We start from the raw sequence: 21120 nt of genomic DNA on the forward strand, positions 1-21120 counted from the left end.
TCTATTGGTCCTGTTCCTGCAGTGAAACCAGGCCGATGTTCTTGTAGCCAGCGGCCGAAATGCGGGCCATCACCTTCATCGCCGTACCATAGTCGGTGGACTTGTCGCCGCGGATGAAGATGCGCTCCTCATAGCCGGTCTTCGAGATCGCCTGCAGCTTGGCCACCAGCTCCTCGATCGGGATCTCGGTTTCCTGCAGATAGATCTGGCCGGCGGCGTTGATCGAGACGGTGATCGGCTGCGTGTCGGCATTCATCGCCTTGGCCTGCGTATCCGGCAGGTCGATCGGCACGCCGACCGTCAGCATCGGTGCGGCGACCATGAAGATGATCAGCAGCACCAGCATCACGTCGACCATCGGCGTGACGTTGATCTCGGACATCAGTGCATGGTGACGGCCGCGCCGCCTGTGGCCGCGCCCGCCCCGTCCTCCCATGCCCATGGACATACCCATCTGCTACTCCTCAGGCCTTGGGGGCCACTTTTTCATCGATTTGGCGCGAGAGTATGGCGGAGAACTCGTCGGAGAACCCTTCCATGCGCACGGCTATCTTGCTCGCGTCGGACGACAACTTGTTGTAGGCGATGACGGCCGGAATGGCGGCCAGCAGGCCGATGGCCGTCGCCAGCAGCGCTTCGGCAATGCCGGGCGCAACCACCGCGAGACTGGTGTTCTTGGAGCCGGCGATCGCCTGGAATGAGGTCATGATGCCGATGACGGTGCCGAACAGGCCGATGAAAGGTGCCGCCGAGCCGGTGGTGGCGAGGAAACCTAGGCGGCCTTCCAGCTTTTCCATCTCGCGGGTCAGCGCTAGGTCCATCGCCTTGTCGATGCGGGTCTGCAGGCCGAGCGGCGACTTGGCGCCCTTCTCGAAACTCTTCTTCCACTCGCGCATGGCCGCGACGAAAATGGCGCCCATGCCGGTTGTCTTGCGATCGGCGAGCGTGCGGTAAAGCTCTTCCAGCGACTGCCCCGACCAGAACACCTGTTCGAACCGGTTGAGCGCCAGCCGCATACGGGCATAGGAAACCAGCTTGTCGACGATGATCGCCCAGGTCCAGACCGAGGCGCAGAGCAGGCCGATCATGACCAGCTTGACCACCCAGCTGGCCGAAACGAACAGCGACCAAACCGACAATTGCGCGCCCGGGTCGGCGAGTGCGATATTTTCCATCGTTACGTCCTTAAGATTTTCCGGGCGAAGCTGGCGGCTGGCCCCTGGCATCCCTTGTGGTCGGTTCGCACGAAGCTACCGGAACAACCCCAAACTGTGCCATTATCGGCCTTTTCGGGGCAAATATTGGTGAAAGGAAGGCGTTCGATAACGCCAATCTTCACCAATCTCTTCATGAACCGTTATGGTTAAGGATGGGTTAGTATATAAGGCGCGGCGCATTGCCACGCCCAATGGCAAGGCCATCAATTCAATGGCTGCGCCTAGGGTGTGCTGAGATTCAGGTCAGGCCGAGCCGAAAACGGTAGATTCCGAGAACCGGAGCGGAGCGTACTTTTCGTACGTGAGCACAGTTCTACCGCGATGCGGTAGAACGGGGAAGCGCAGGAAGCTGCTGTTTGCAGGCCGGCATCACCTGAATATCAGCGCACCCTCGGCATGAATGCCGCCACCCATTCCCTGGGAAAACGCCTTGGGCGGCCATTCTCACCGATGATCGCCGCCTCGACCTTGGCCTCGACCAGCAGTTCGTCGCCACGCTTGAGCTGCTGCGCCATGAAGATGCGCGCACCGGAAATCTCGTCGGTGCGGGTGTCGACCGTCAGGATGTCGTCGATACGGGCGGGGCCGCGAAAGTCGATCTCCATGCGCCGCACCACCCAGACTATTCTTTCGCCATGCTTGCCATCGGCAAGCTCTGTGTGGTGCACGCCGGTCAGCCGGAGATAGTCGGAGCGACCGCGTTCGAAGAATTCGAGATAGCGCGCATGGTAGACGACGCCGGAGAAATCGGTGTCGGCATAATAGACCCGCGCCATCAGCCGGTGGCCGAACGTGGTCAGCGCGCCGGAAAGCCCGGCCAGCAGCGTCGCCGATTCACCATGATCGCCCATTGCACTTCCTTTTTCAGCCCCGACGAGGCACCAGTTTCCCGCGGAACATAACATCGGATGGCACTGTTGACGGCGATGATCAAGAGTTTGACGGCGGCGCTGTTCGTGCTCGTGGCTTTGGCGCTGCCTGGCCAGGCCGCAACATTCTCGATGAAGCGCGGCCTCAACCTCGACCAATGGGTCACATGGCCCGGCGAAGACCAGTGGGGCGACGCCAAAGCCATCCTACCCTATCCGGAATGGCGCAAATTCCTTGGGGAGAACGACCTCAAGGCACTGAAGGACGCCGGCTTCGATTTCCTGCGCATGCCGGTCGATCCATCGCCCTTCCTGTCCGACCAGACCGTGACCTTGCGTGACGATCTCTATGCCGGCGTGCTGGACTCCGTGCGCATGATCAACCGCGCCGACCTGAAGGTTATCGTCGACATGCACCTGATCCCGGCCGGCGGCAGCCGCAAGATCGGCATGGCGCAAGTGATGGACGACCCGCGGACCTTCGACGCCTATCTCGAGATGGTCCGCAAGATGGCCCGCACGCTGGCCGGCGAAAATCCCGCCCAGGTCGCTTTTGAGCCAATGAACGAACCAATCGTCGACTGCGACAGCGACGGCACCAGCCTGTGGCCGGACCGCCAACGCAAACTGTTCGCCGCGGCGCGATCCTCGGCGACGAAACTGACATTAGTGCTGACCGGCGCCTGCTACTCCGCCGCGAGCTCGCTGGAGAAGATCGATCCCAAGACGATCCCTGACGACAATGTCATCTGGACGTTCCACTCCTATGATCCGTTCCTGCTCACCCATCAGGGCGCGACCTGGGCCGGCGACTTCATCCCCTATGTGACTGGCCTGCCCTATCCGTTGACCGCGGTGCCCAAGGCACAGCTCGACGTGACGCTCGACACCATCCGCGCCAGGATCAAGGCCGAGGCCCCGTGGACACGGCAGAGCGGCCTGCTTGCCTATCTCGACGAACAGGTCGCCAGCATGGACAGTCCCGACAAGTTGCTGGGCCTCATGGATGCGCCGTTCAAAAAGGTCGAGGCATGGGCGAAGGCCAACGGCATCAGGCCCGAAAACATCACGCTGGGCGAGTTCGGCATGATCCGCCAGGAATATGGCAATTCCTATGTGATGCCCGCCGGGTACCGGGCCGCCTATGTCAGGGACATGATCGGGCGTGCCGAAGCACATGGCTTCTCATGGTCGGTGTGGAGTTATGGCGGCGCCTTCGGCATCGTCGACGCCTTCAATGGCGACAAGGCCGAGCCGGATGTGATGGACGTGATCCGCGGGCTGCATTGATCGCTCAGCCAAGATCGACCGAGAAGATTCCGGGCGCATTCAAAAAACGTACCGACGCAGTGCTGAGCCAATACCCGAGACGACGGGCGGCGCACTGGAAAATTACTCTTCCTGGAACAGGTTGATCTGCTGCTGCGCCAGATCCTTCGGCGCGTCGAGGCCGAGATGGCGCCAGGCATTGGCCGTCAGCATGCGGCCGCGCGGTGTGCGCTGGATGAAGCCCTGCTGGATCAGATAGGGCTCGATGATGTCCTCGATGGCGTCGCGCGGCTCGGACAGGCCGGCGGCGATCGTCTCGATGCCGACCGGCCCGCCGCCGAAATTGCGCGCGATCATGCTGAGATACCGCCGGTCGAGCGCGTCGAGGCCGAGCGCATCGACTTCCAGCCGGGTCAACGCCTCGTCGGCGATCTTGCGGTCGATGTGGCCGTCGCCGGCCACCGAGGCGAAATCGCGCACGCGGCGCAAGAGCCGGCCGGCGATGCGTGGCGTGCCGCGCGCACGCCGCGCGATTTCCAGCGCACCGTCGTCGCCGAGCGGCATCTGCAGGATGCGCGCGCCGCGCCGCACGATCTGCTCCAGCTCCTCGACCGTGTAGAAATTGAGCCGTACCGGAATGCCGAAACGGTCGCGCAAGGGATTGGTCAGCAGGCCGAGCCGCGTGGTGGCGGCAACCAGGGTGAAGCGGGCGAGGTCGATCTTGACCGAGCGCGCCGCCGGTCCCTCGCCGATGATCAGGTCGAGCTGGAAATCCTCCATCGCCGGATAGAGGATTTCCTCCACCGCCGGGCTCAGCCGGTGGATCTCGTCGATGAACAGCACGTCGCCTTCCTCGAGATTGGTCAGCAGGGCGGCAAGATCGCCCGCCTTGGCGATGACCGGACCCGAGGTCGAGCGGAAATTGACGCCGAGTTCGCGCGCCATGATCTGCGCCAGCGTCGTCTTGCCGAGACCGGGCGGCCCGACGAACAGCACATGGTCGAGCGCCTCGTTGCGGCCCTTGGCGGCCTCGATGAACACTTTGAGATTGGCCCGCACCGCCGCCTGGCCGACGAAATCGTCGAGCGTCTGCGGCCGCAAGGTCTGCTCGGCATCCTCGCCGCGTTTTTCCGGCGCAATCAGGCGGGGCGACAGGCTCATGACGCCTTCCTTGCACACGGCAAGGAGCTGAACAAGCGACGGTTCACCGCGCCAGTTCCTTCAGCCCGAAGCGGATCAGCTTTGGCGCATCGGCATCCTCGCCCGCCGTCTTCAGCGCCGCCGCCACAGCATTGGCGGCGGTGTCGCGCGAATAGCCGAGATTGACCAGCGCCGAGACCGCGTCGGTGATGGGCGCGGATGCCACGCCGTCGCCGAGTTCCTGTTTCAGGCCGATGGTGCCCGAGGCGGTTCCGGCATAGGCCGGCGCCTTGTTCTTCAACTCGGTGACGATGCGCTCGGCCACTTTCTTGCCGACGCCGGGCGCGCGCGAAACCATGGCGATATCGCGCAGCGCAATGGCGTTGGCGAGATCCGCCGGCGCCAGCGTCGACAGGATGGCCAGCGCCACCTTGGCGCCGACGCCCGGAACATTGTTCATCAGCAGCCGGAACCACTCGCGTTCCAGCACCGACTGGAAGCCGTAGAGGCGCAGCATGTCCTCGCGCACATAGGTCTCGATAAACAGCACCACCGCTTCGCCCGGCGAAGGCAACGCCGCCAGCGTGCGCACCGAACAATAGGCGACGTAGCCGACGCCATGGATGTCGACGAGGCAATGATCCTCGTCGACCTCGTCGAGCGTGCCCTTGAGCTTGCCGATCATGCCAGACCTTTCATGGAAGATGGGCTCTCATGGGTGCGTCTCAGGAGAGATGATGTCGAGCTCCGGGAAGTAACTGCGGTAACGAGCAGCGTCGCGGGTCAAAAGACGATGTCCAGCGACGGTCGCGTGAGCGCCGATAAAGAAATCGGGCAAGGTTCTTTCCCTGACGCCACCGGCCCGGCGATAGCGGGAATGCGTGACGCCGGCAAGGAACGCCGCGTCCCAAGATACAAGTTCGCGATCCATTCCAAGCATGTCGACTGCTTTTCGAAGCGCCGTTTCCGTCGCAATCAGCGGCGCCAACTCGGACCAGACGATCGTGTTGACCACCAACGCGCCGTCGCGGCGGCAGGAGGCGATTGCCGATGCCGACCATCCTTTCATCGGTCCGGCTGGCCCCCAAACATCGATCAGGACATTTGTGTCAATCAACGTCGAGATCTTCACGCGGCCCCCTCAACCACTCCATGTACTGATCGGTGGTCATGCCTCCCAAATCCAACGTCCCCTCCATCTGGTCGAGGACATCGCTGAACCTGCGCAATTTCTCTTCCTGGGAGAGGTTCTCGTTGACGGCAACCAGCCGAACACCCTCGTCGGTGGCCACGAACTCCACCTCGGAGCCCGGGGCGATGCCCAGACGGTCCCTTATCGGCTTGGGGATTGTGACTTGCCCCTTGGTGGTCACGCGCATGGTAATACCTCTGCGGTATTACTTATCCCTGCAGCGTGAACAAGTCAAGAACATAGCTAGCCGGCCAGCGCCATCCTGTAGGCCACGCTCTGCCGGTGATGCGCGTGGCAGATGGCGATGGCCAGTGCATCAGCGGCATGTTCGGTATCGAAGACGGCTTTCGGCAACAGCACCTTCACCATCATGTGGATCTGCTTCTTGTCGCCATGGCCGACGCCGATCACCGCCTTCTTCACCGCGTTGGGCGCATATTCTGCAACGACAAGCCCCGCACGCGCCGGCACCAGCATGGCGATGCCACGCGCCTGGCCGAGCTTCAGCGTTGCCACCGCGTCCTTGTTGACGAAGGTCTGTTCGACCGCCGCCTCGTGCGGCATCGCGCTGTGCAGGATTTCGGCGAGCCCGTCATGCAGCTGGCACAGCCGCGTTGCCAGCGCCGCCTTATCCTCGGACTTCACGGTCCCGGAAGCAATGAAGCGCAGCGAATTGCCGAGGCTTTCGACGATGCCCCAGCCGGTGCGTCGAAGCCCAGGATCGATACCGATGATGCGAATCGCTTCCGCCATTTGCCGACTTTACCTCCGGCCCACAGCGATGCCAGCGAAATGTGAACAAACCGGAAACAGAAGACAGACCGGGGTCTAACCCCGAGCGAAAGCCGTGTTGAGCAGGCTGATCTGGTCGGAAACTGGATTGAGGCGGCGAGCCATCGGTTGCATGTCGACCACGGCCCCGGAGCCATAGATCTCCTCGTCCATGCGGCGCACCAGTGCTTGGAGGCGCAGCGAGCGGGTGACGAGATCGAGGAAATCCTCGGGCAGCTCGGCCCAGCCGCCGGCTTCATCATGGGCGGAAGCGGTGTCGAGGCGCACCTTGGACTTTTCCGACGCGACCTGGTCGCGGGTCATCTCGCCGGAATTGGCGGCGCGCTGCAAAAGCAGCCAGGACGCAACCTGCATCAGCCTGGTGGTCAGCCTCATCGATTCGGCCGCATAGAGCGTGGCGCCCAGCCGCGACAGTTTCTTTGCCTCGGCCCGGCCCTTGCCGTCGAGATATTCGGCGGCCTGTTCGACCAGACCCATGCCTTCCTGGTAAAGCGGCTTGAAGGATTGCGAGAAAACCCGGCGCTCCGCCAGCTTGACGGTTTTCGCACTGCCCTTCGAAGGCTCGTTCATTGATACGCCCCTGCACTTGCAACCGGCCGATTCGGCTTCCTGCCGATACACCCGGAACCCTATCTGACTGAAGCTTGAAAATGCGCTTCGTCACCGGCGAAGGCAAGCACATGTTTAACAGAAGGTTAACGGCGAGCCACCATTGGGCGGCCCCGCTGAGATGCGGACAAAAAAGAGAAATGAAGACAAAAAAAGAGCCGCGGATAAGGCGGCTCTCAGGAGTTTAACAGGGAGGCGTCAAACAAAGTGGCTCCAACCACTCGGTAAGAATCCAGATCACTGGATGAACATAGTAAACACCTGTAAAGCTTAATGAAGCCTTAACGGCGCGGATGTTTTTTGGCCGAACGCCGCCATACTGTGCCGTAACAGGACAGCATTTCCGGCCTCAGGCTAGCTCAGGCTGTCCTCCAGATCGCCGGCACAGCCTCACCTTACCTCAGGTCCAGCTCAGGCCGTCCTCCAGACGGCCGGCAGCGCGATGAAGGCGAACAGCAGCATGGCTGCGTAGAAGCCCATCGAAGAGGCCGCCACCAGTGGTTCGATCGCGGCATTGCCGGCAAGCAGGAAGTAGAGGCCGATCAGCAGGCCGATGCCGCTGATTGCAGTCAGCCAGAAATGAACGGTGGCGAGTGTCTTTTGCCCGATGGCAGGGAACAAATGGTAGAAGAAGGCGAAGACCGCCGACATCAGCCATCCGGCCACCATCGTGTGGGCGTGAGTCGGCATCTGGCCGTGATCCTGGCTGATCGACATGTGCAGGCCGAGCGCCATGCCGCACAGCGAATAGATGACGGCCAGTGTGAAGAAATTCCGTGCTACCCCTTGCATGTCTGTCCCCCGAATTGCCTTTTCCCGTTTGCGGGAATGGGTTGATCGTCAGACGACTTTTGTCGCCACCGGGCTCCCGGCGTCGGCGCATTAGCATCAGCGATGTTTCCGGACGATGTCGCGCCAACCCCTCCCGACGATTCGTACATTAGCAGGAAATCAGATAGCGCGTTCACTATCTCAGCCGCTTCTTCATTGCCTGAAACAGATCCGGTTTTTTCGCGACATCGTTCCGAAACAGGCGCCACGCTAAACGCCCGCTCCTCTGACGGCCGGCGCAAATCAGCGCCGCCGCAACCTGACCGGAACACTGCAGGAGCAACCCATGGACTGGTACACGATCGTCAAATTCCTCCACGTCACTACCGCCATTCTGTGGGTCGGAGGCGGCTTCGTGCTGTTCCTGCTGGGCATACTTGCCGAGCGGGCGGGCAACATAGAGGAAAAACTGCAGGCAATGCGCGCCAGCGGTCAGCTGGGCGGCAGGTTCTTCGCGCCGGTGTCGATGCTGACGCTGATTTTTGGCCTCATCATGTGCTGGTTCTGGGTCGGCTTCTCCGACCTGTGGATCCTCATCGGCCTGGCCGGCTACGCCACGACCTTTTCGATCGGCATGTTCATCTTCAAACCGACCGGCGAGCGCATGGGCGCAATGATCGCCAGGGAGGGCGTCACACCAGAGGTTCTTGCCATCGGCCAGCGTATGATGAGCGCGGCGCGCTTCGACTATGCCGTGATGGTGGTCATCATTGCCGACATGGTGCTCAAGCCGACCGTGCATGACATCGGCATCCTTGCCGGGATGGTGCTAGCCGTCTTGATCGGCGCCACACTGGCCTTTGGCGGCAACCGCCGTCTCGTGCCGAGCGCTGCCTTACCCTGATGACGGGCGGCGGCGCAGCCGCCTTTCTACATCAGACCTGCGATGCCATCCCACAGCAGCTTCAGCGCCACGACCGCGACGGTTGCGTAGGTGAAGGGATAGAAGGTTTCCGGCCGCATCCGGCGCACCAGCCAGGCCCCGGCAATGGTCGACAGCGGCGCCAGCGGCATCAGCACCGCCGATGCCGTCAGGTTGGCGGTGTCGAACTGGCCGAGCGCGAAATAGGGCACCAGCTTCAGCGCATTGGTGGCGGCAAAGAAGATCGCCGCCGTGCCCGACAGAACCTTCGGATCGAGCCGGATCGGCAAGGCATAGACCTGGAAGGGCGGGCCGCCGACATGGGCTACGAAGCTGGTGAACCCGGCGACCGTGCCCCAGACCGCGGCGGCGACGCGGTTGGGCGCGGCAGCGTGATCGGCGCCATGGCGGAACTGCAGATAGAGCCAGCGCAGGACGAAGATGATGGCGACGGCGCCGACGATCAGCCGCACCGCCTCTTCGGTCACCAGTGCCGCCGTCAGCCAGCCAAGGCCGATGCCGATGACGGCGCCCGGCATCATGTCGACCAGCATCTTGCGGTCGTAAACGCCCCACCATGTCCATACCGAGACGATGTCCATCAGGCACAGGATCGGCAGCAGGATGGCCGCCGCCTGCACCGGCGGCATGGTCAGCGCCATCAGCGGCACGCCGACGAAACCGACGGCGCCGCCAAAGCCGCCCTTGGACAGGCCGACCAGAATGACCGCCGGAATGGCAGCCGCATAGAACCACGGATCGAGAAGCAGGCCTGACATGGGAGGGGGGACTGGTCCGGAGGGAAAGCGGGTCGACGCTTGAATAGCCCAGAATGCCCGGCGGAGCGACAGCAAATATGAGCGTGGCGGCGGCACACTCGGCCGACGCCGGCCAGTGCCTAGCGCCGAGCCGAGACCAGCAGGAACATCGGCCGCTCGAGCTCTTCCGCCAGTTCCGGCTTGGCTGCGATTTGCGCATCGGTCGGCCGGAATTCCTCGACATGGCCGATGGAGAAGCCGGACCGGATCAGTGCGTTGAGGGTGGTGCCGATCGTGCGGTGATGTTTCACCACGCCCTTGGCCAGCCAGTCGGTGCTGCGCGGTCCTTCCACCAGATATTGGTCGACAGGCCACGTCTTGCGGCCTTCGCTATCGATCACCCAGCCGGGTTTGGTCGGCGCCATGAAGATCGGATGTTCCGTCGAAAAGACGAAACGCCCGCCAGGCGCCAGGGCCCGATGCACGGTCCCGAACAGACGCGACACATCCTCGACATAGTGCAAGGCGAGCGAGCTGTAGACGAGATCGAAGCTGGCTTCCGGCAGGCTGAGCCGATCGAGATCGGCCGTCTCATAGCTTATGCCAGCATCGGGGCCGGCGGCCCTTGCCCGGGCAAGCATCTTCTCCGACAGATCCAGGCCAAGCACCTGCGCCGCCCCATGCTCGCGGGCCCAGCGGCAGAACCAGCCGAAGCCGCAGCCGAGATCGACGACCCTCAAGCCGCCGACATCGGGCAGCATGGCGCGCAGTGCCGGCCACTCGGCGGCACCCTCCAGCCCTTCGACCGAACGGCCGAGCTGGCTGTAGCCTGCGAAGAAATCCTCACGATCGTATATATTCTGCGCCATGGTTCCGGCCTCGTTTGGGCCGGCACACTAACCAACCGGCCACCGGCTTTCCACCCAACTCGATCAGGAGGCCTGCAAGACCTTTGCCCTATCCCGAGAGGCGGTTGCGTCAAGCGGCGGCGGCCGACGCCGGATCGGCTGCGCCTTGATAATGGCGGTGCTTGTCTCCGCCTTGTCGGCGATACGGTCCAAAATCCCGTCGAGATCGCCGATCGAGCGCACGAACAGCCGGGCGACGAAACAGTCATCGCCCGTCACCTTGTCGCATTCGCCGAATTCGGGAATCTCCTCGATCAGCTTCTGGACGATGTGCAGCTTGCCCGGCAAAGGCCGGATGCGCACGATCGCCTGCAGGGTATAACCGAGCGCCAGCGGATCGATCTCGACAGTGAACGCCCGGATGACGCCGCGCTCCTCGAGCCGTCGCAGCCGCTCCGAAACGCTTGGCGACGACAGCCCGACCTGGGCGGCCAGTTCCTTCAGCGAGGTCCGTGCATCCTTGACCAGGATTTCAAGGAGATTTCGGTCGAGATCGTCCAGCATCTTTTTCTTTCCCGATAGTTTGGAGTTTTCTCCTAATATAATTAGGCCAACCGGCCATACACCCTTTCCAATCAGATGGAAAGCTTCGCGGCAGCATGAGATTATGGCGGCTCAACCGATATGGAGGTTTGTTGTGAACGAAACGGTGCGCGGCACGGTCGAAATGTCAGCCGCAATGGCCATCCTGGGAACGATCGGATGGTTCGTCGTCCTGTCCGGCCAGCCGATCATGGATGTGGTGTTCTGGCGTTGCGCTTTCGGTGCGCTGACGCTGCTCATCATCTGCGCCGGGCTGGGATTGCTGCGCAACAGGCTGTCGCTGCGCATCATCGGCATCGCCGCGCTCGGCGGCGTCGCCATCGTCGTCAACTGGCTGCTGCTGTTCAGCGCATTCTCGCGCGCGTCGATCTCGATCGCCACCGCTGTCTACAACACGCAGCCTTTCATGCTGGTCGGCTTCGGTGCGCTTTTCTTCGCCGAGCGGCTGACCCTGACCAAGCTGACCTGGCTGGCCATCGCCTTCGCCGGCATGGTTCTGATCGTGCAGTCGGCTCCCGATGCCGGCGATATCGGCACGGATTATTTCACCGGCATCGTCATGGCGTTGGGCGCGGCTTTCTTCTGGGCCGTCGCCGCCATCGTCACCAAGAAGCTCAAGGGCACGCCGCCGCACCTCATCGCGCTGATCCAGGTCTGCGTCGGCGTCGTCATGCTGGCGCCTTTCGCCAATCTTGCAGAGCTTCCGGCCGATGCCTGGAGCTGGACCATGCTGGCGACGCTCGGCATCGTCCATACCGGCCTGATGTACATACTGATGTACGGCGCCATCCAGAAGCTGCCGACGCATCTGCAGGGATCGCTGTCCTTCATCTATCCGGTCGTCGCCATCCTGGTCGATGTCGTCGCCTTCGGCCATCGGCTGCATCTGAGTCAGGTCGTCGGCGCCACCGCCATCCTGATCGCCGCCGCCGGCATGAATCTCGGCTGGACGCTGTGGAAGGGCAAACCGCCCGTGGCGAGCCCGCACCCGATCAAATGAAGCGCCCCGCCGGATGCCCGGCGGGTCAAACATCGCGATCCCGGCTGCCCGCCTGTTCAAAGCGGGCACTTTGCTCTATGCCGCAATCCAACCATCTTCGCCCGGCATAGGCGAAACGCGGGACCCGAAGAACCATGAATGAAGCAACGCCCCCCAATCGCTGTCGCATCGTGCTGATCGCGCCGTCCGGCGTGCCGGCGGCCCGTATTGTCGCGGCATTCGATGGCGGCGATGTCGCTTCGCTGATCCTGCCCGAGAACGGCATGGATGAAGCCTCCTTCCAGGCTTTCGCCGAACAGATCGTGCCAGCAGCGCAAGCCGCCGGCGTTGCTGTCATCATCGCCGGCGACACCCGCATAGCCGGCCGCGTCCAGGCCGACGGCATCCATGTCGAGGTCTCCAAGGCCGAACTTGCCGAGACGATCGAGCATTTCCAGGCAAAGATGATGGTCGGCACCGGCGGCGCCAAGACACGTGACGACGCGCTCGAGCTTGGCGAAACGCGGCCAGACTACATCTTCTTCGGCCGCTTCGGTTACGACAACAAGCCCGAACCGCACCCGCGCAACCTGTCGCTCGGCGCATGGTGGGCGGACATGATCCAGATCCCTTGCATCGTCATGGCCGGATCCGACATCGCCTCGGTCGAAGCGGTGGGCGCCACCGGCGCTGAATTCGTGGCGCTGTCGAGCGCCGTGTTTGCCGACGGCACCGATCCCAGGACAGCGGTCGCCACCGCCAACGCGCTGCTCGACGAGACCGCGCCGCGCTTCGAGGACTGAAATGTCCTCGGCGACGCTTCCCCTCCAGGCTCTGCTTGCGGTGCTGATGGTCCAGGCTGCCGCCGCGGAGACCATCCCCCTGCCGCAGCCCAAGCCGGAAATCGGCGTCCACACCGACAAGCCGATCGACAAGCCGTTGCCGCAGCCCGCTACCACGGCCGAGCCCGCGCCGCTGCCGTCGGCCGACACGGTCAATCCCGACCGCTTCGGCGCAAAACCCGCCGACGCGGCCTATGGCGCCTTCCAGCGCGGTCTCTACAAGACAGCTTACAATCTGGCATTGGTCCGGGCGCAAAACGGCGATCCGGCGGCGCAGACCTTGGTGGCCGAGATCCTGTCGCGGGGGCTCGGTGTGCCGGTCAATTCGGCGCAAGCGGCGAAATGGTACGCGCTGGCCGCCGAACAGGGTGTGCCGGAATCGCAGTTCCAGTATGCGCTGATGCTGCTCGACGGCCGCTACGTCAAAAAGGATGGAAAAGAGGCCTACGCCTTGATGCAGGCCGCCGCCGAAGCCGGCAACCGGCTGGCGCAATTCAATTTCGCGCAGATGCTGGTCCAGCAGGACCCCGGCGACGCCGGCATGGCCAAGGCGGTTTCCTACTATGAGCGCGCCGCCGCGACCGGCCTCGCGGACGCGCAATATGCAATGTCGCAGATCTACGCCAACGGTGTCGGTGGCAAGCCACGTGACGACGCCCAGGCAAGGCGCCTGCTGGCGCAGGCCGCAAGGCAGAACTACGACACCGCGCAGATCGATCTCGCCGCCTGGATGATCGAAGGCCGCGGCGGTGCGCGCGACCTGAAATCCGCCTTCGGCTGGATGAAGCAGGCGGCGGAGGGCGGCAATGTCGCCGCCCAGAACCGCCTGGCCAAGCTCTATATGCAAGGCATCGGCACCGATCCGGACCTTGTGCTTGCCGGCGCCTGGTACGTCGTCGCCCGCCGTGCCGGCCTCATCGACCCACAGATGGACGACTTCCTGCAGGGGCTGGACGACGACCAGACCAAGCAGGCGCTGCAGAAGGCCAACCGGCTGCCTTGACGGCGGTTCTCGCGGTCATTGCAAGTGTAACCTCGGCTCCCCTCGCCTGGCACCGACCTGCCCGCTCCCTTGCCTCTTCTGGCGATTTGTGGTCTTGGGAGCCCGAAATCGCTTTCCCAGCGAACATCCATACCGACGGCGTGGCCGTTGGCATCATTCCGGATCATCTCATCATGGCCAAGATCAATGGCAACGAAATCCGTCCCGGCTATGTCATCGAGCATGATGGCGGGCTTTGGGTGGCGGTCAGGACCAACACCGTCAAGCCCGGTAAGGGCGGCGCCTACAATCAGGTCGAACTGAAGAACCTCATCAACGGCACCAAGCTCAACGAGCGCTTCCGCTCGGCCGAGACCGTCGAACAGATCCGGCTCGACCTGAAGGATTTTTCCTTCCTTTACGCGCAGGAAGACGCACTGGTGTTCATGGACACCCAGAGCTACGAGCAGCTCGAATTGAACAAGGACTTCGTCGGCGATCGCGCCGCCTTCCTGCAGGACGGCATGATGGTGACGGTCCAGCTCTACGAAGAGCGGCCGATCGGCATTTCGCTGCCCGACTATGTGACGCTGACCATCACCGAGGCCGACCCGGTGGTGAAGGGTCAGACGGCGGCATCGTCCTACAAGCCGGCGATCCTGGAGAACGGCATCCGCGTCCTGGTGCCGCCCTTCATCGGCGCCGGCGAGCGCATCATCGTCGACACCAACGAAATCACTTACGTGCGCCGCGCCGACTGACGCATGTCGCCCAAAAGTGGCCGGGTTCCGGGTCACCGACATGCATCGAGGCAGAATTTAAGCGCAGCACCGGGAAAAAGCACTATGGCACGCTCAGCCCTTCTCAACGTCATGGTCCAGGCCGCAATGAAGGCCGGCCGCTCGCTGTCGCGCGACTTCGGCGAGGTGCAGAACCTGCAGGTCTCGATGAAGGGCCCCGGCGATTATGTCAGCCAGGCCGACCGCAAGGCAGAGGACATCGTCTTTGCCGAATTGTCCAAGGCTCGGCCCGGCTATTCCTTCCTGATGGAAGAGCGCGGCGTGGTTGAAGGCGACGACGGCCAGCATCGCTGGATCGTCGACCCGCTCGACGGCACCACCAATTTCCTGCACGGCATTCCGCTCTTTGCCGTTTCGATCGCGCTGGAGCGCCAGGGCCAGATCGTCGCCGGCGTCATCTACAATCCGGCGATGGACGAACTCTACACCTGCGAACGCGGGGGCGGCGCCTTCATGAACGACCGCCGCTTGCGCGTCGCCGGCCGCATCAAGCTGGTCGACACCGTGATCGGCTGCGGCATGCCGCATCTCGGCCGCGGCCACCACGGCAATTTCCTGGTGGAACTGCGCAATGTCATGGCCGAGGTTTCCGGCGTCCGCCGCCTCGGCTCCGCATCGCTCGATCTCGCCTATGTCGCCGCCGGCCGCATGGATGGCTTCTGGGAAACCGGCCTGTCGGCCTGGGACATCGCCGCCGGGCTGCTTTTGATCCGCGAGGCGGGCGGCTTCGTCTCCGACATGGATGGCGGCCAGGACATGCTCGACAACGGCTCGGTCGTCGCCGGCAACGAGATCATCCAGCGCGCTTTGCTGAAGGTCGTGAAGAAGCCGCTCTCCTCCCGCTGACAGCCACGCCGCGCTGATGCGCCGCAGTCGCAAAACCGCAATGGAAGCTTGAAATACTGCCCGGCATGCGCCCAAATTGAAGGGCGCGGTGCAGGAACCCGGCTTAGTGAGAGACAACCAACCCTACCCCGATATCCCGTTCATCGGACGCTGGCACTATTCGCGTGCCGAGATGATCGCAGACGGTATCGTCCACGCGGTCGGCATCGTGCTGGCGATCGCGGCAGGGTCGGCACTGCTGGCGCTGGCGGCGTTTCGTGTCGGACCTGGCGAATACATCGCCGCCGCCTTCTACGTGGTTTCGCTGCTCACCGTGCTCTCGGTGTCGATGACCTACAATCTGTGGCCGGTGTCGTCGCCGGCAAAATGGGTGTTGCGGCGTTTCGACCACGCCGCGATCTATCTGCTGATCGCCGCGACCTATACGCCTTTCCTGGCGCAGCTCGAAGGCTCGCCGCTGGCGCGCTGGATGATCGTGCTGGTCTGGACCGCAGCAGTGCTGGGCATTGCCATCAAGGTGTTCTTTCCCGGCCGTTTCGACCGGCTGGCAATCGGCTTCTATCTCGCCATCGGCTGGAGCGGCATCATCCTTGTCAAGCCGCTTATCCAGACGCTGCCGACGACATCGATAGCGCTCATCGTCGCCGGCGGCATGGTCTACTCCTGCGGCGTCATCTTCTTCGCCTGGAAGGGGCTGCGCTTCCACAACGCGCTGTGGCACGGTTTCGTCGTCACCGGCGCCGGTCTGCATCTGGCCGCCATGGTCGACTGTCTGGTCATCAATCGCTTCTGACATTCTCGACGCGGCAATATTGCCAAGCGCCATTCAATTTGGTCACAATTCCGTTTAGAGTCGCGGTTTACGTGATCGGCGGCGGCATCGGAAACGGGGCACGGATGGCTTTTCTCAGATCCTTCGGCATGGGCAGACGTTCTGATGTCCTGATCTACGACCCGTATAAATTATCGAGCCCGCAGGTCTTTTTGCTCACCATGGTGATCTTCCTGGTCATCGTCGCCTTCATCGCCGCCATCCTCACCCGACAGATCTCAACCGCTTTTGGCAGCAATCCCGGCCTCAATGGCCTGATCGTCGGCGTGCTGGTGGTCGGCATCCTTTTGGCCTTCGCCCAGGTCGGGCGACTGTTTCGCGAAGTGCGCTGGGTCAACTCCTTCCGTGCCGGCTCGGAAACGACAGAACCAGTGCTTCTGGCGCCGATGAAGGCGATGATCGGCCGCTCCTCGGCGACGGCCTTCTCGACCAGTTCGATGCGCACCATGCTCGATTCCATCGCCACCCGCCTCGACGAAAGCCGCGACACCTCGCGCTATCTCGTCGGCCTGCTGGTGTTCCTCGGCCTGCTCGGCACCTTCTGGGGCCTGTTGAACACCATCGGTTCGATCCGCGAGACCATCGAATCGCTCGATCCCGGCACCGGTGACGCCGCCGCGGTGCTCGATTCCCTGAAGCAGGGGCTTTCCGCGCCGCTGGCCGGCATGGGCACCGCCTTCTCGTCCTCGCTGTTCGGCCTCTCCGGCTCGCTGGTGCTCGGCTTCCTCGACCTGCAGGCCGGTCGCGCCCAGACACGCTTCTACACCGAACTGGAAAACTGGCTGTCCTCGGTGACCGACCTGTCGTCGGACATCGTCGTCGCCGACCCAGCCAAGACCGAATCCTCCGACGAGATCCGGGTGCTGTCGGAACGGCTGCGCTCGATGCAGGAGAATGGCGGCGGCTCCAACCCACGCGTCGCCACCGCCATGGCCAATCTCGCCGACGGCATTTCCGGCTTGGTCAAGAACATGCGCTCGGAACAGCAGATCATGCGCGACTGGGTCGAAGCCCAGTCCGACGAGCAGAAGGCGATGCGCAACACGCTGGAAAAGATCGCCGATGCCCTGAAGAAGCCCGGAGTTCACTGAAGTGGCACTCGCCAGGGGCCGGCGCACCGATCGCCGCATCGACTACTGGCCGGGTTTCGTCGACGCGCTGTCGACGCTGCTTTTGGCCATCATGTTCCTGCTCACGGTCTTCGTGCTGGCGCAGTTCCTGCTGGGACGCGAAATCTCCGGCAAGGATACGGCACTCTCGCGCCTCAACTCGCAGATCAACGAGCTGACCCAGTTGCTGGCGCTGGAGCGCTCGACGGCGCAGGACAAGGATGATTCACTGGCCAATCTGCAGGCGTCGCTGTCAGCCGCGCAAGCGGAAAGGAGCCGGCTCCAACAGTTGCTGGCGCAAGGCGCCGGTGCTGGCGACGCCGCCAACCAGCGCGCCGCGGCGCTCGGCGGCGAACTCGACAGCCAGCGCCAGATCAGCCAGCAGGCGCTGAGCCAGGTCGAGATCCTCAACCAGCAGATCGCGGCACTGCGCAAGCAGATCGGCGCGCTCGAGGATGCGCTCAACGTCTCCGAAATCCGCGACCGCGATTCCAACACCAAGATCGCCGACCTCGGCCGTCGCCTCAACGTCGCACTGGCACAGCGCGTGCAGGAGTTGAACCGCTACCGCTCCGACTTCTTCGGCCGCTTGCGCGAAATCCTCGCCGACCGAGAGAACATCCGTATCGTCGGCGACCGCTTCGTCTTCCAGTCGGAAGTGCTGTTCCCGACCGGCTCCGAGGTGATCAACGATGCCGGCAAGGTCGAGATGAAGAAGCTCGCCGACGCCATCATCGAGTTGCAGAAGGAAATCCCGCCCGAGATCAACTGGGTGCTGCGCGTCGACGGCCACACTGACAATAAGCCGCTCTCCGGCGCCGGCCGCTACCGCGACAATTGGGAGCTGTCGACGGCGCGTTCGACCTCGGTGGTGAAATTCCTGATCGAAAACGGCGTGCCTGCCAACCGGCTCGTAGCCGCCGGTTTCGGTGAGTTCCAGCCGCTCGACCCCGCCGACACCGAAGAGGCGCGCAATAAGAACCGCCGTATTGAACTGAAGCTCACCGAACGTTGATCCAAAATCACGCGAACTTGTTCGTCGGCTCAACTCTAGGGCGCAGATAGAGGCCGACAAGGCTTGAAAAGATTATCTTTTTTTAATTACACATTGTCGCAGGGCGATCCTAACTTGCCGCCCGGGCCGAGAACCGCCGGCGATGAACCCCCTCATCGCGACGCGACGGAACCGGACGGCCCAAGGCCGGAAGGCAGGCGGACAACCGCCGCCTTCCTCTACAAGAGGAGACGCGTGATGCGCTCTTTCAAGACCTCGCTTAGAACTGCTACACTCACGGCGCTCCTCATCGCCGTTCCGCTTGCCGGCGCCTATGCCGCGGGCCATCACAAGGGCGCTCTCGACGCGGCCGATCCGACCGACATGACTGGCCCGCGTGTCGAGGCGCTTATCGCACAGGTGCAGGGCGTCCGGCAGGGCATCGTGGACGCAAGACAGGCCAACAACATCACCCCGGCCGTGGCGGAACGCCTGGAAATGCGCACGGCCCACATCGGTCAGGCGGCAGAGAAAGTCGCCGCGTCCGATCACGGCAGGATACCGGCCGCGCAATATCATGACCTGCTGCGCCGGCTCGACAATGTCGACCAGCGCCTGAGGGTCGATACCGGCAGCGGTTTCCTGATGGGCGACGGCGACGACGGCGGCAACTACCCGAACGGCTGAGACCACAGCGGCTGAAACGGTCCAAGAGGAAGGGACCACCTGGCGCTTTCGGGAGCCATCCCGCGGGCGTCCTTTTACCAGCCCAGCCAGACCGCGATCAGCGCGGCAATCGCCGGCACGGTCTGGATGAACAGGATCTTGCGGCCAACCGTTGCCGCGCCATAGAGGCCGGCAACAGCCACGCACAGCAGGAAGAAAACCTTGACCTGGAAACCGACCGCCCCGAGGTAAAGCCCCCAGATGAGGCCGGCGGCGAGGAAACCGTTATAGAGCCCCTGATTGGCGGCGAGCACTTTCGAGGCACTGGCGAATTCCGGGGTCAGGTTGAAAGCCTTGTGTCCGCGCGGCGTGTCCCACAGCACCATCTCCAGATAGACGATGTAGGCATGGATCAAGGCCACCAGCCCGACAAGGATGTTGCCGATCATTTTTTTCCCCCTTGATGTGTTGCCGGCAGCATTTCATGCGCGGCCTCGCCTGCGCAAGGTGCATCTGCCGGACGGCATCCGAGGGTTGCCAACGCATTTGCGTTGGTGTCTTTTCGCGCCGTCCCCAATCACGGAAGCCACCATGTCCTTTCAGAAACTCGATGACCTCGGCCACAAGCTCGAAGCGCTTGAGCATGCGCTGGCCATCCTCGGCGCCGACGAGGCCACCCACATGGCTGTCGGCGGTGGCGAGAAACGTGCCGAGGCGATGTCGGCACTCGCCGGCATGTATCACACCAGGGCAACGGCGCCGGAGATAGCGGACTGGATCGCCGCGGCCGAGCAGGAAGCATTGGGTGAAGAGCAGCGCACTGCGGTCTCGGAACTGCGGCGGCAATACACCAACCTGACCTGCCTGCCGGTCGAATTCGTCGAACGCCAGACGACCGCGCGCATGCGTTGCGAGCAACTGTGGCGCGGCCTGCGCGCCAAGAACGACTGGGCGGGCTTCCAGCCTGCGCTGGAGGGCGTCGTGGCGCTGGTGCGCGAGGAGGCGGCGCTGCGTGCCGATGTGCTCGGCCTAGCCCCCTATGACGCGCTGATGGAGCAATACGATCCTGGGAACCGCACCGCCGACATCACGCCTGTGTTCACCGACCTGAAGGCTTTTCTGAAAGGCTTCGTGCCTGAGGCGCTGGCTATCCAGGACGCACGGCTGCGCAAGCGCCCGCTGAAGCCGCTCTCAGGCACCTATGCGATCGACCGGCAGCGCGAGCTCGGCCTTGCCATGATGGCGGCGGTCGGCTTCGACCTGACGCACGGATCGCTGTCGGTGTCGCACCATCCTTTCTGCGGCGGCGTGCCGAGCGACGTGCGCATCACCACCCGCTACAAGACTACAGACTTCCTGTCGGCGCTGATGGGCGTGTTGCACGAGACCGGCCATGCGCTCTACGAACAGAACCTGCCGAAGGCATGGTCGCACTGGCCGCTCGGCAAGGCGCGCGGCATGGCCGTGCATGAAAGCCAGAGCCTGTTCGTCGAAAAACAGCTCGGCCGCAACCCGGCCTTCTGGAACTGGGCGCTGCCGGTGGTCGAAAAGCATCTCGGCGAAGCCTGGTCGCTCGACGATATCCTGCCGCATGTGCATCGCGTCGAGCGCGGCCTGATCCGTGTCGATGCCGACGAGGTGACCTATCCCCTGCATGTCATCCTGCGCTACGAACTGGAGCAGGAACTCGTCGCGGGCCGGCTGGAGGTGGGTGATCTGCCCGAAGCCTGGGACGCCAAGATGCGTGACTATCTCGGCCTCTCCACCATCGACAACCCCGCCGACGGACCGATGCAGGACGTGCATTGGCCAGGGGCCGCCTTCGGCTATTTCCCCTCCTATACGCTGGGCGCGATGATGGCGGCGCAGCAATGGGCAGCGCTGACGCGGGATCATCCTGCCGCCGATGACGATCTCGCCAAAGGCAATTTCGAGGCGATCAACGAGTGGCGACGCGAAAAAATCTGGTCGCAGGGATCACGCTGGTCGACGCCGGACCTGCTCGAACGCGCCACCGGCGAAAAGCTCAACGCCACCTATTTCGTGAACCATCTGAAGCAGCGATACGGAGCCGTATAGC

Annotated in this window: 26 protein-coding genes; 12 read left to right on the plus strand and 14 right to left on the minus strand. The window is 63.2% G+C overall.

Annotated elements, in window-relative coordinates; genetic code table 11:
- Position 1 precedes the first annotated feature (1 nt).
- The 3 genes from tolR to ybgC all read right to left on the minus strand — a co-directional run bounded on the left by tolR (position 2) and on the right by ybgC (position 2068).
- Complete coding sequence (gene tolR, locus AC0L24_RS19200; RefSeq protein ID WP_023811855.1) at positions 2–454, minus strand: protein TolR; 453 nt, start codon at positions 452–454, stop codon at positions 2–4.
- Positions 455–464: 10 nt separating this feature from the next.
- Positions 465–1175: a protein TolQ gene (gene tolQ / locus AC0L24_RS19205; RefSeq protein ID WP_013529145.1), complete on the minus strand. Its 711-nt coding sequence runs from the start codon at positions 1173–1175 to the stop codon at positions 465–467.
- A 422-nt stretch (positions 1176–1597) separates the two neighbouring features.
- Positions 1598–2068, minus strand: coding sequence for a tol-pal system-associated acyl-CoA thioesterase (gene ybgC, locus AC0L24_RS19210; protein ID WP_127809018.1), 471 nt, complete (start codon positions 2066–2068; stop codon positions 1598–1600).
- A 57-nt stretch (positions 2069–2125) separates the two neighbouring features.
- Between ybgC and AC0L24_RS19215 the strand changes: the two genes are divergently transcribed.
- Positions 2126–3376, plus strand: a complete 1251-nt coding sequence (locus AC0L24_RS19215) for a glycoside hydrolase family 5 protein (protein WP_473564061.1) — start codon at positions 2126–2128, stop codon at positions 3374–3376.
- Positions 3377–3478: 102 nt separating this feature from the next.
- On the opposite strand, the gene ruvB is transcribed toward AC0L24_RS19215, so the two are convergent.
- From ruvB to AC0L24_RS19250, 7 genes are all read right to left on the minus strand, one after another.
- Positions 3479–4516, minus strand: a complete 1038-nt coding sequence (gene ruvB, locus AC0L24_RS19220) for a Holliday junction branch migration DNA helicase RuvB (RefSeq protein ID WP_127809016.1) — start codon at positions 4514–4516, stop codon at positions 3479–3481.
- Between the two features lie 43 nt (positions 4517–4559).
- Positions 4560–5180, minus strand: coding sequence for a Holliday junction branch migration protein RuvA (ruvA, locus tag AC0L24_RS19225; protein ID WP_127809015.1), 621 nt, complete (start codon positions 5178–5180; stop codon positions 4560–4562).
- A gap of 27 nt (positions 5181–5207) precedes the next feature.
- Entirely contained in the window at positions 5208–5627 is a 420-nt protein-coding gene (locus AC0L24_RS19230; protein WP_127809014.1) for a type II toxin-antitoxin system VapC family toxin, read from the minus strand.
- Complete coding sequence (locus AC0L24_RS19235) at positions 5605–5874, minus strand: AbrB/MazE/SpoVT family DNA-binding domain-containing protein (protein ID WP_127268490.1); 270 nt, start codon at positions 5872–5874, stop codon at positions 5605–5607. Before AC0L24_RS19235 ends, AC0L24_RS19230 begins: the two co-directional genes overlap by 23 nt.
- A gap of 56 nt (positions 5875–5930) precedes the next feature.
- The gene (gene ruvC / locus AC0L24_RS19240; protein WP_127320884.1) at positions 5931–6440 is read right to left on the minus strand and encodes a crossover junction endodeoxyribonuclease RuvC; all 510 of its coding nucleotides are present in this window, start codon (positions 6438–6440) and stop codon (positions 5931–5933) included.
- Positions 6441–6515: 75 nt separating this feature from the next.
- Positions 6516–7049 (minus strand): protease adaptor protein RcdA, encoded by a 534-nt coding sequence (gene rcdA / locus AC0L24_RS19245; protein ID WP_127809013.1) that lies wholly within the window; start codon positions 7047–7049, stop codon positions 6516–6518.
- 450 nt (positions 7050–7499) lie between these two features.
- The gene (locus tag AC0L24_RS19250) at positions 7500–7880 is read right to left on the minus strand and encodes a hypothetical protein (protein WP_127320882.1); all 381 of its coding nucleotides are present in this window, start codon (positions 7878–7880) and stop codon (positions 7500–7502) included.
- Positions 7881–8205: 325 nt separating this feature from the next.
- Between AC0L24_RS19250 and AC0L24_RS19255 the strand changes: the two genes are divergently transcribed.
- Positions 8206–8763 carry a DUF2269 family protein gene (locus AC0L24_RS19255; RefSeq protein WP_473564062.1) on the plus strand — a complete coding sequence of 186 codons (558 nt, stop codon included), beginning with the start codon at positions 8206–8208 and terminating at the stop codon, positions 8761–8763.
- Between the two features lie 26 nt (positions 8764–8789).
- On the opposite strand, the gene AC0L24_RS19260 is transcribed toward AC0L24_RS19255, so the two are convergent.
- The 3 genes from AC0L24_RS19260 to AC0L24_RS19270 all read right to left on the minus strand — a co-directional run bounded on the left by AC0L24_RS19260 (position 8790) and on the right by AC0L24_RS19270 (position 10951).
- Positions 8790–9560 (minus strand): sulfite exporter TauE/SafE family protein, encoded by a 771-nt coding sequence (locus AC0L24_RS19260; RefSeq protein ID WP_126066730.1) that lies wholly within the window; start codon positions 9558–9560, stop codon positions 8790–8792.
- A 119-nt stretch (positions 9561–9679) separates the two neighbouring features.
- Positions 9680–10408 (minus strand): class I SAM-dependent methyltransferase, encoded by a 729-nt coding sequence (locus tag AC0L24_RS19265; protein ID WP_127809011.1) that lies wholly within the window; start codon positions 10406–10408, stop codon positions 9680–9682.
- A 63-nt stretch (positions 10409–10471) separates the two neighbouring features.
- Positions 10472–10951: an Lrp/AsnC family transcriptional regulator gene (locus AC0L24_RS19270; protein ID WP_127268483.1), complete on the minus strand. Its 480-nt coding sequence runs from the start codon at positions 10949–10951 to the stop codon at positions 10472–10474.
- Between the two features lie 133 nt (positions 10952–11084).
- Between AC0L24_RS19270 and AC0L24_RS19275 the strand changes: the two genes are divergently transcribed.
- The 9 genes from AC0L24_RS19275 (at position 11085) to AC0L24_RS19315 (ending at position 19061) form a co-directional block, all read left to right on the plus strand.
- Entirely contained in the window at positions 11085–11990 is a 906-nt protein-coding gene (locus AC0L24_RS19275; protein WP_127268482.1) for a DMT family transporter, read from the plus strand.
- A gap of 134 nt (positions 11991–12124) precedes the next feature.
- Entirely contained in the window at positions 12125–12772 is a 648-nt protein-coding gene (locus tag AC0L24_RS19280) for a thiamine phosphate synthase (RefSeq protein ID WP_127272276.1), read from the plus strand.
- A gap of 1 nt (position 12773) precedes the next feature.
- Positions 12774–13814, plus strand: coding sequence for a tetratricopeptide repeat protein (locus tag AC0L24_RS19285; RefSeq protein ID WP_127270840.1), 1041 nt, complete (start codon positions 12774–12776; stop codon positions 13812–13814).
- A 173-nt stretch (positions 13815–13987) separates the two neighbouring features.
- Positions 13988–14554: an elongation factor P gene (gene efp, locus AC0L24_RS19290; RefSeq protein WP_013529127.1), complete on the plus strand. Its 567-nt coding sequence runs from the start codon at positions 13988–13990 to the stop codon at positions 14552–14554.
- Positions 14555–14638: 84 nt separating this feature from the next.
- Entirely contained in the window at positions 14639–15439 is an 801-nt protein-coding gene (locus tag AC0L24_RS19295; RefSeq protein WP_013529126.1) for an inositol monophosphatase family protein, read from the plus strand.
- A 106-nt stretch (positions 15440–15545) separates the two neighbouring features.
- Positions 15546–16232 (plus strand): PAQR family membrane homeostasis protein TrhA, encoded by a 687-nt coding sequence (gene trhA / locus AC0L24_RS19300; protein WP_245482697.1) that lies wholly within the window; start codon positions 15546–15548, stop codon positions 16230–16232.
- A 104-nt stretch (positions 16233–16336) separates the two neighbouring features.
- Positions 16337–17362 (plus strand): MotA/TolQ/ExbB proton channel family protein, encoded by a 1026-nt coding sequence (locus AC0L24_RS19305; RefSeq protein ID WP_127396703.1) that lies wholly within the window; start codon positions 16337–16339, stop codon positions 17360–17362.
- 1 nt (position 17363) lies between these two features.
- Positions 17364–18395 (plus strand): peptidoglycan -binding protein, encoded by a 1032-nt coding sequence (locus AC0L24_RS19310; protein ID WP_127327624.1) that lies wholly within the window; start codon positions 17364–17366, stop codon positions 18393–18395.
- A 237-nt stretch (positions 18396–18632) separates the two neighbouring features.
- Positions 18633–19061: a hypothetical protein gene (locus tag AC0L24_RS19315; RefSeq protein WP_127269091.1), complete on the plus strand. Its 429-nt coding sequence runs from the start codon at positions 18633–18635 to the stop codon at positions 19059–19061.
- A 74-nt stretch (positions 19062–19135) separates the two neighbouring features.
- On the opposite strand, the gene AC0L24_RS19320 is transcribed toward AC0L24_RS19315, so the two are convergent.
- Entirely contained in the window at positions 19136–19489 is a 354-nt protein-coding gene (locus tag AC0L24_RS19320) for a DUF1304 domain-containing protein (RefSeq protein ID WP_127397799.1), read from the minus strand.
- Positions 19490–19631: 142 nt separating this feature from the next.
- Between AC0L24_RS19320 and AC0L24_RS19325 the strand changes: the two genes are divergently transcribed.
- Positions 19632–21119, plus strand: coding sequence for a carboxypeptidase M32 (locus AC0L24_RS19325; protein WP_127397800.1), 1488 nt, complete (start codon positions 19632–19634; stop codon positions 21117–21119).
- The last annotated feature ends 1 nt before the right edge of the window (position 21120 follow it).

The organism is Mesorhizobium sp. WSM4809 (assembly GCF_055811655.1).

Excerpts from the sequence above, each read along its gene's own strand:
- AC0L24_RS19295 (WP_013529126.1), top strand. The coding sequence starts at position 14,639 with ATGGCACGCTCAGCCCTTCTCAACGTCATGGTCCAGGCCGCAATGAAG.
- AC0L24_RS19265 (WP_127809011.1), bottom strand. The coding sequence starts at position 10,408 with ATGGCGCAGAATATATACGATCGTGAGGATTTCTTCGCAGGCTACAGC.
- tolQ (WP_013529145.1), bottom strand. The coding sequence starts at position 1,175 with ATGGAAAATATCGCACTCGCCGACCCGGGCGCGCAATTGTCGGTTTGG.
- ybgC (WP_127809018.1), bottom strand. The coding sequence starts at position 2,068 with ATGGGCGATCATGGTGAATCGGCGACGCTGCTGGCCGGGCTTTCCGGC.
- ruvB (WP_127809016.1), bottom strand. The coding sequence starts at position 4,516 with ATGAGCCTGTCGCCCCGCCTGATTGCGCCGGAAAAACGCGGCGAGGAT.
- AC0L24_RS19325 (WP_127397800.1), top strand. The coding sequence starts at position 19,632 with ATGTCCTTTCAGAAACTCGATGACCTCGGCCACAAGCTCGAAGCGCTT.
- AC0L24_RS19260 (WP_126066730.1), bottom strand. The coding sequence starts at position 9,560 with ATGTCAGGCCTGCTTCTCGATCCGTGGTTCTATGCGGCTGCCATTCCG.
- AC0L24_RS19255 (WP_473564062.1), top strand. The coding sequence starts at position 8,206 with ATGGACTGGTACACGATCGTCAAATTCCTCCACGTCACTACCGCCATT.
- AC0L24_RS19305 (WP_127396703.1), top strand. The coding sequence starts at position 16,337 with ATGGCTTTTCTCAGATCCTTCGGCATGGGCAGACGTTCTGATGTCCTG.
- tolR (WP_023811855.1), bottom strand. The coding sequence starts at position 454 with ATGGGTATGTCCATGGGCATGGGAGGACGGGGCGGGCGCGGCCACAGG.
- AC0L24_RS19235 (WP_127268490.1), bottom strand. The coding sequence starts at position 5,874 with ATGCGCGTGACCACCAAGGGGCAAGTCACAATCCCCAAGCCGATAAGG.
- AC0L24_RS19270 (WP_127268483.1), bottom strand. The coding sequence starts at position 10,951 with ATGCTGGACGATCTCGACCGAAATCTCCTTGAAATCCTGGTCAAGGAT.
- ruvC (WP_127320884.1), bottom strand. The coding sequence starts at position 6,440 with ATGGCGGAAGCGATTCGCATCATCGGTATCGATCCTGGGCTTCGACGC.
- AC0L24_RS19320 (WP_127397799.1), bottom strand. The coding sequence starts at position 19,489 with ATGATCGGCAACATCCTTGTCGGGCTGGTGGCCTTGATCCATGCCTAC.
- AC0L24_RS19280 (WP_127272276.1), top strand. The coding sequence starts at position 12,125 with ATGAATGAAGCAACGCCCCCCAATCGCTGTCGCATCGTGCTGATCGCG.
- AC0L24_RS19215 (WP_473564061.1), top strand. The coding sequence starts at position 2,126 with ATGGCACTGTTGACGGCGATGATCAAGAGTTTGACGGCGGCGCTGTTC.
- efp (WP_013529127.1), top strand. The coding sequence starts at position 13,988 with ATGGCCAAGATCAATGGCAACGAAATCCGTCCCGGCTATGTCATCGAG.
- AC0L24_RS19315 (WP_127269091.1), top strand. The coding sequence starts at position 18,633 with ATGCGCTCTTTCAAGACCTCGCTTAGAACTGCTACACTCACGGCGCTC.
- AC0L24_RS19250 (WP_127320882.1), bottom strand. The coding sequence starts at position 7,880 with ATGCAAGGGGTAGCACGGAATTTCTTCACACTGGCCGTCATCTATTCG.
- AC0L24_RS19285 (WP_127270840.1), top strand. The coding sequence starts at position 12,774 with ATGTCCTCGGCGACGCTTCCCCTCCAGGCTCTGCTTGCGGTGCTGATG.
- rcdA (WP_127809013.1), bottom strand. The coding sequence starts at position 7,049 with ATGAACGAGCCTTCGAAGGGCAGTGCGAAAACCGTCAAGCTGGCGGAG.
- ruvA (WP_127809015.1), bottom strand. The coding sequence starts at position 5,180 with ATGATCGGCAAGCTCAAGGGCACGCTCGACGAGGTCGACGAGGATCAT.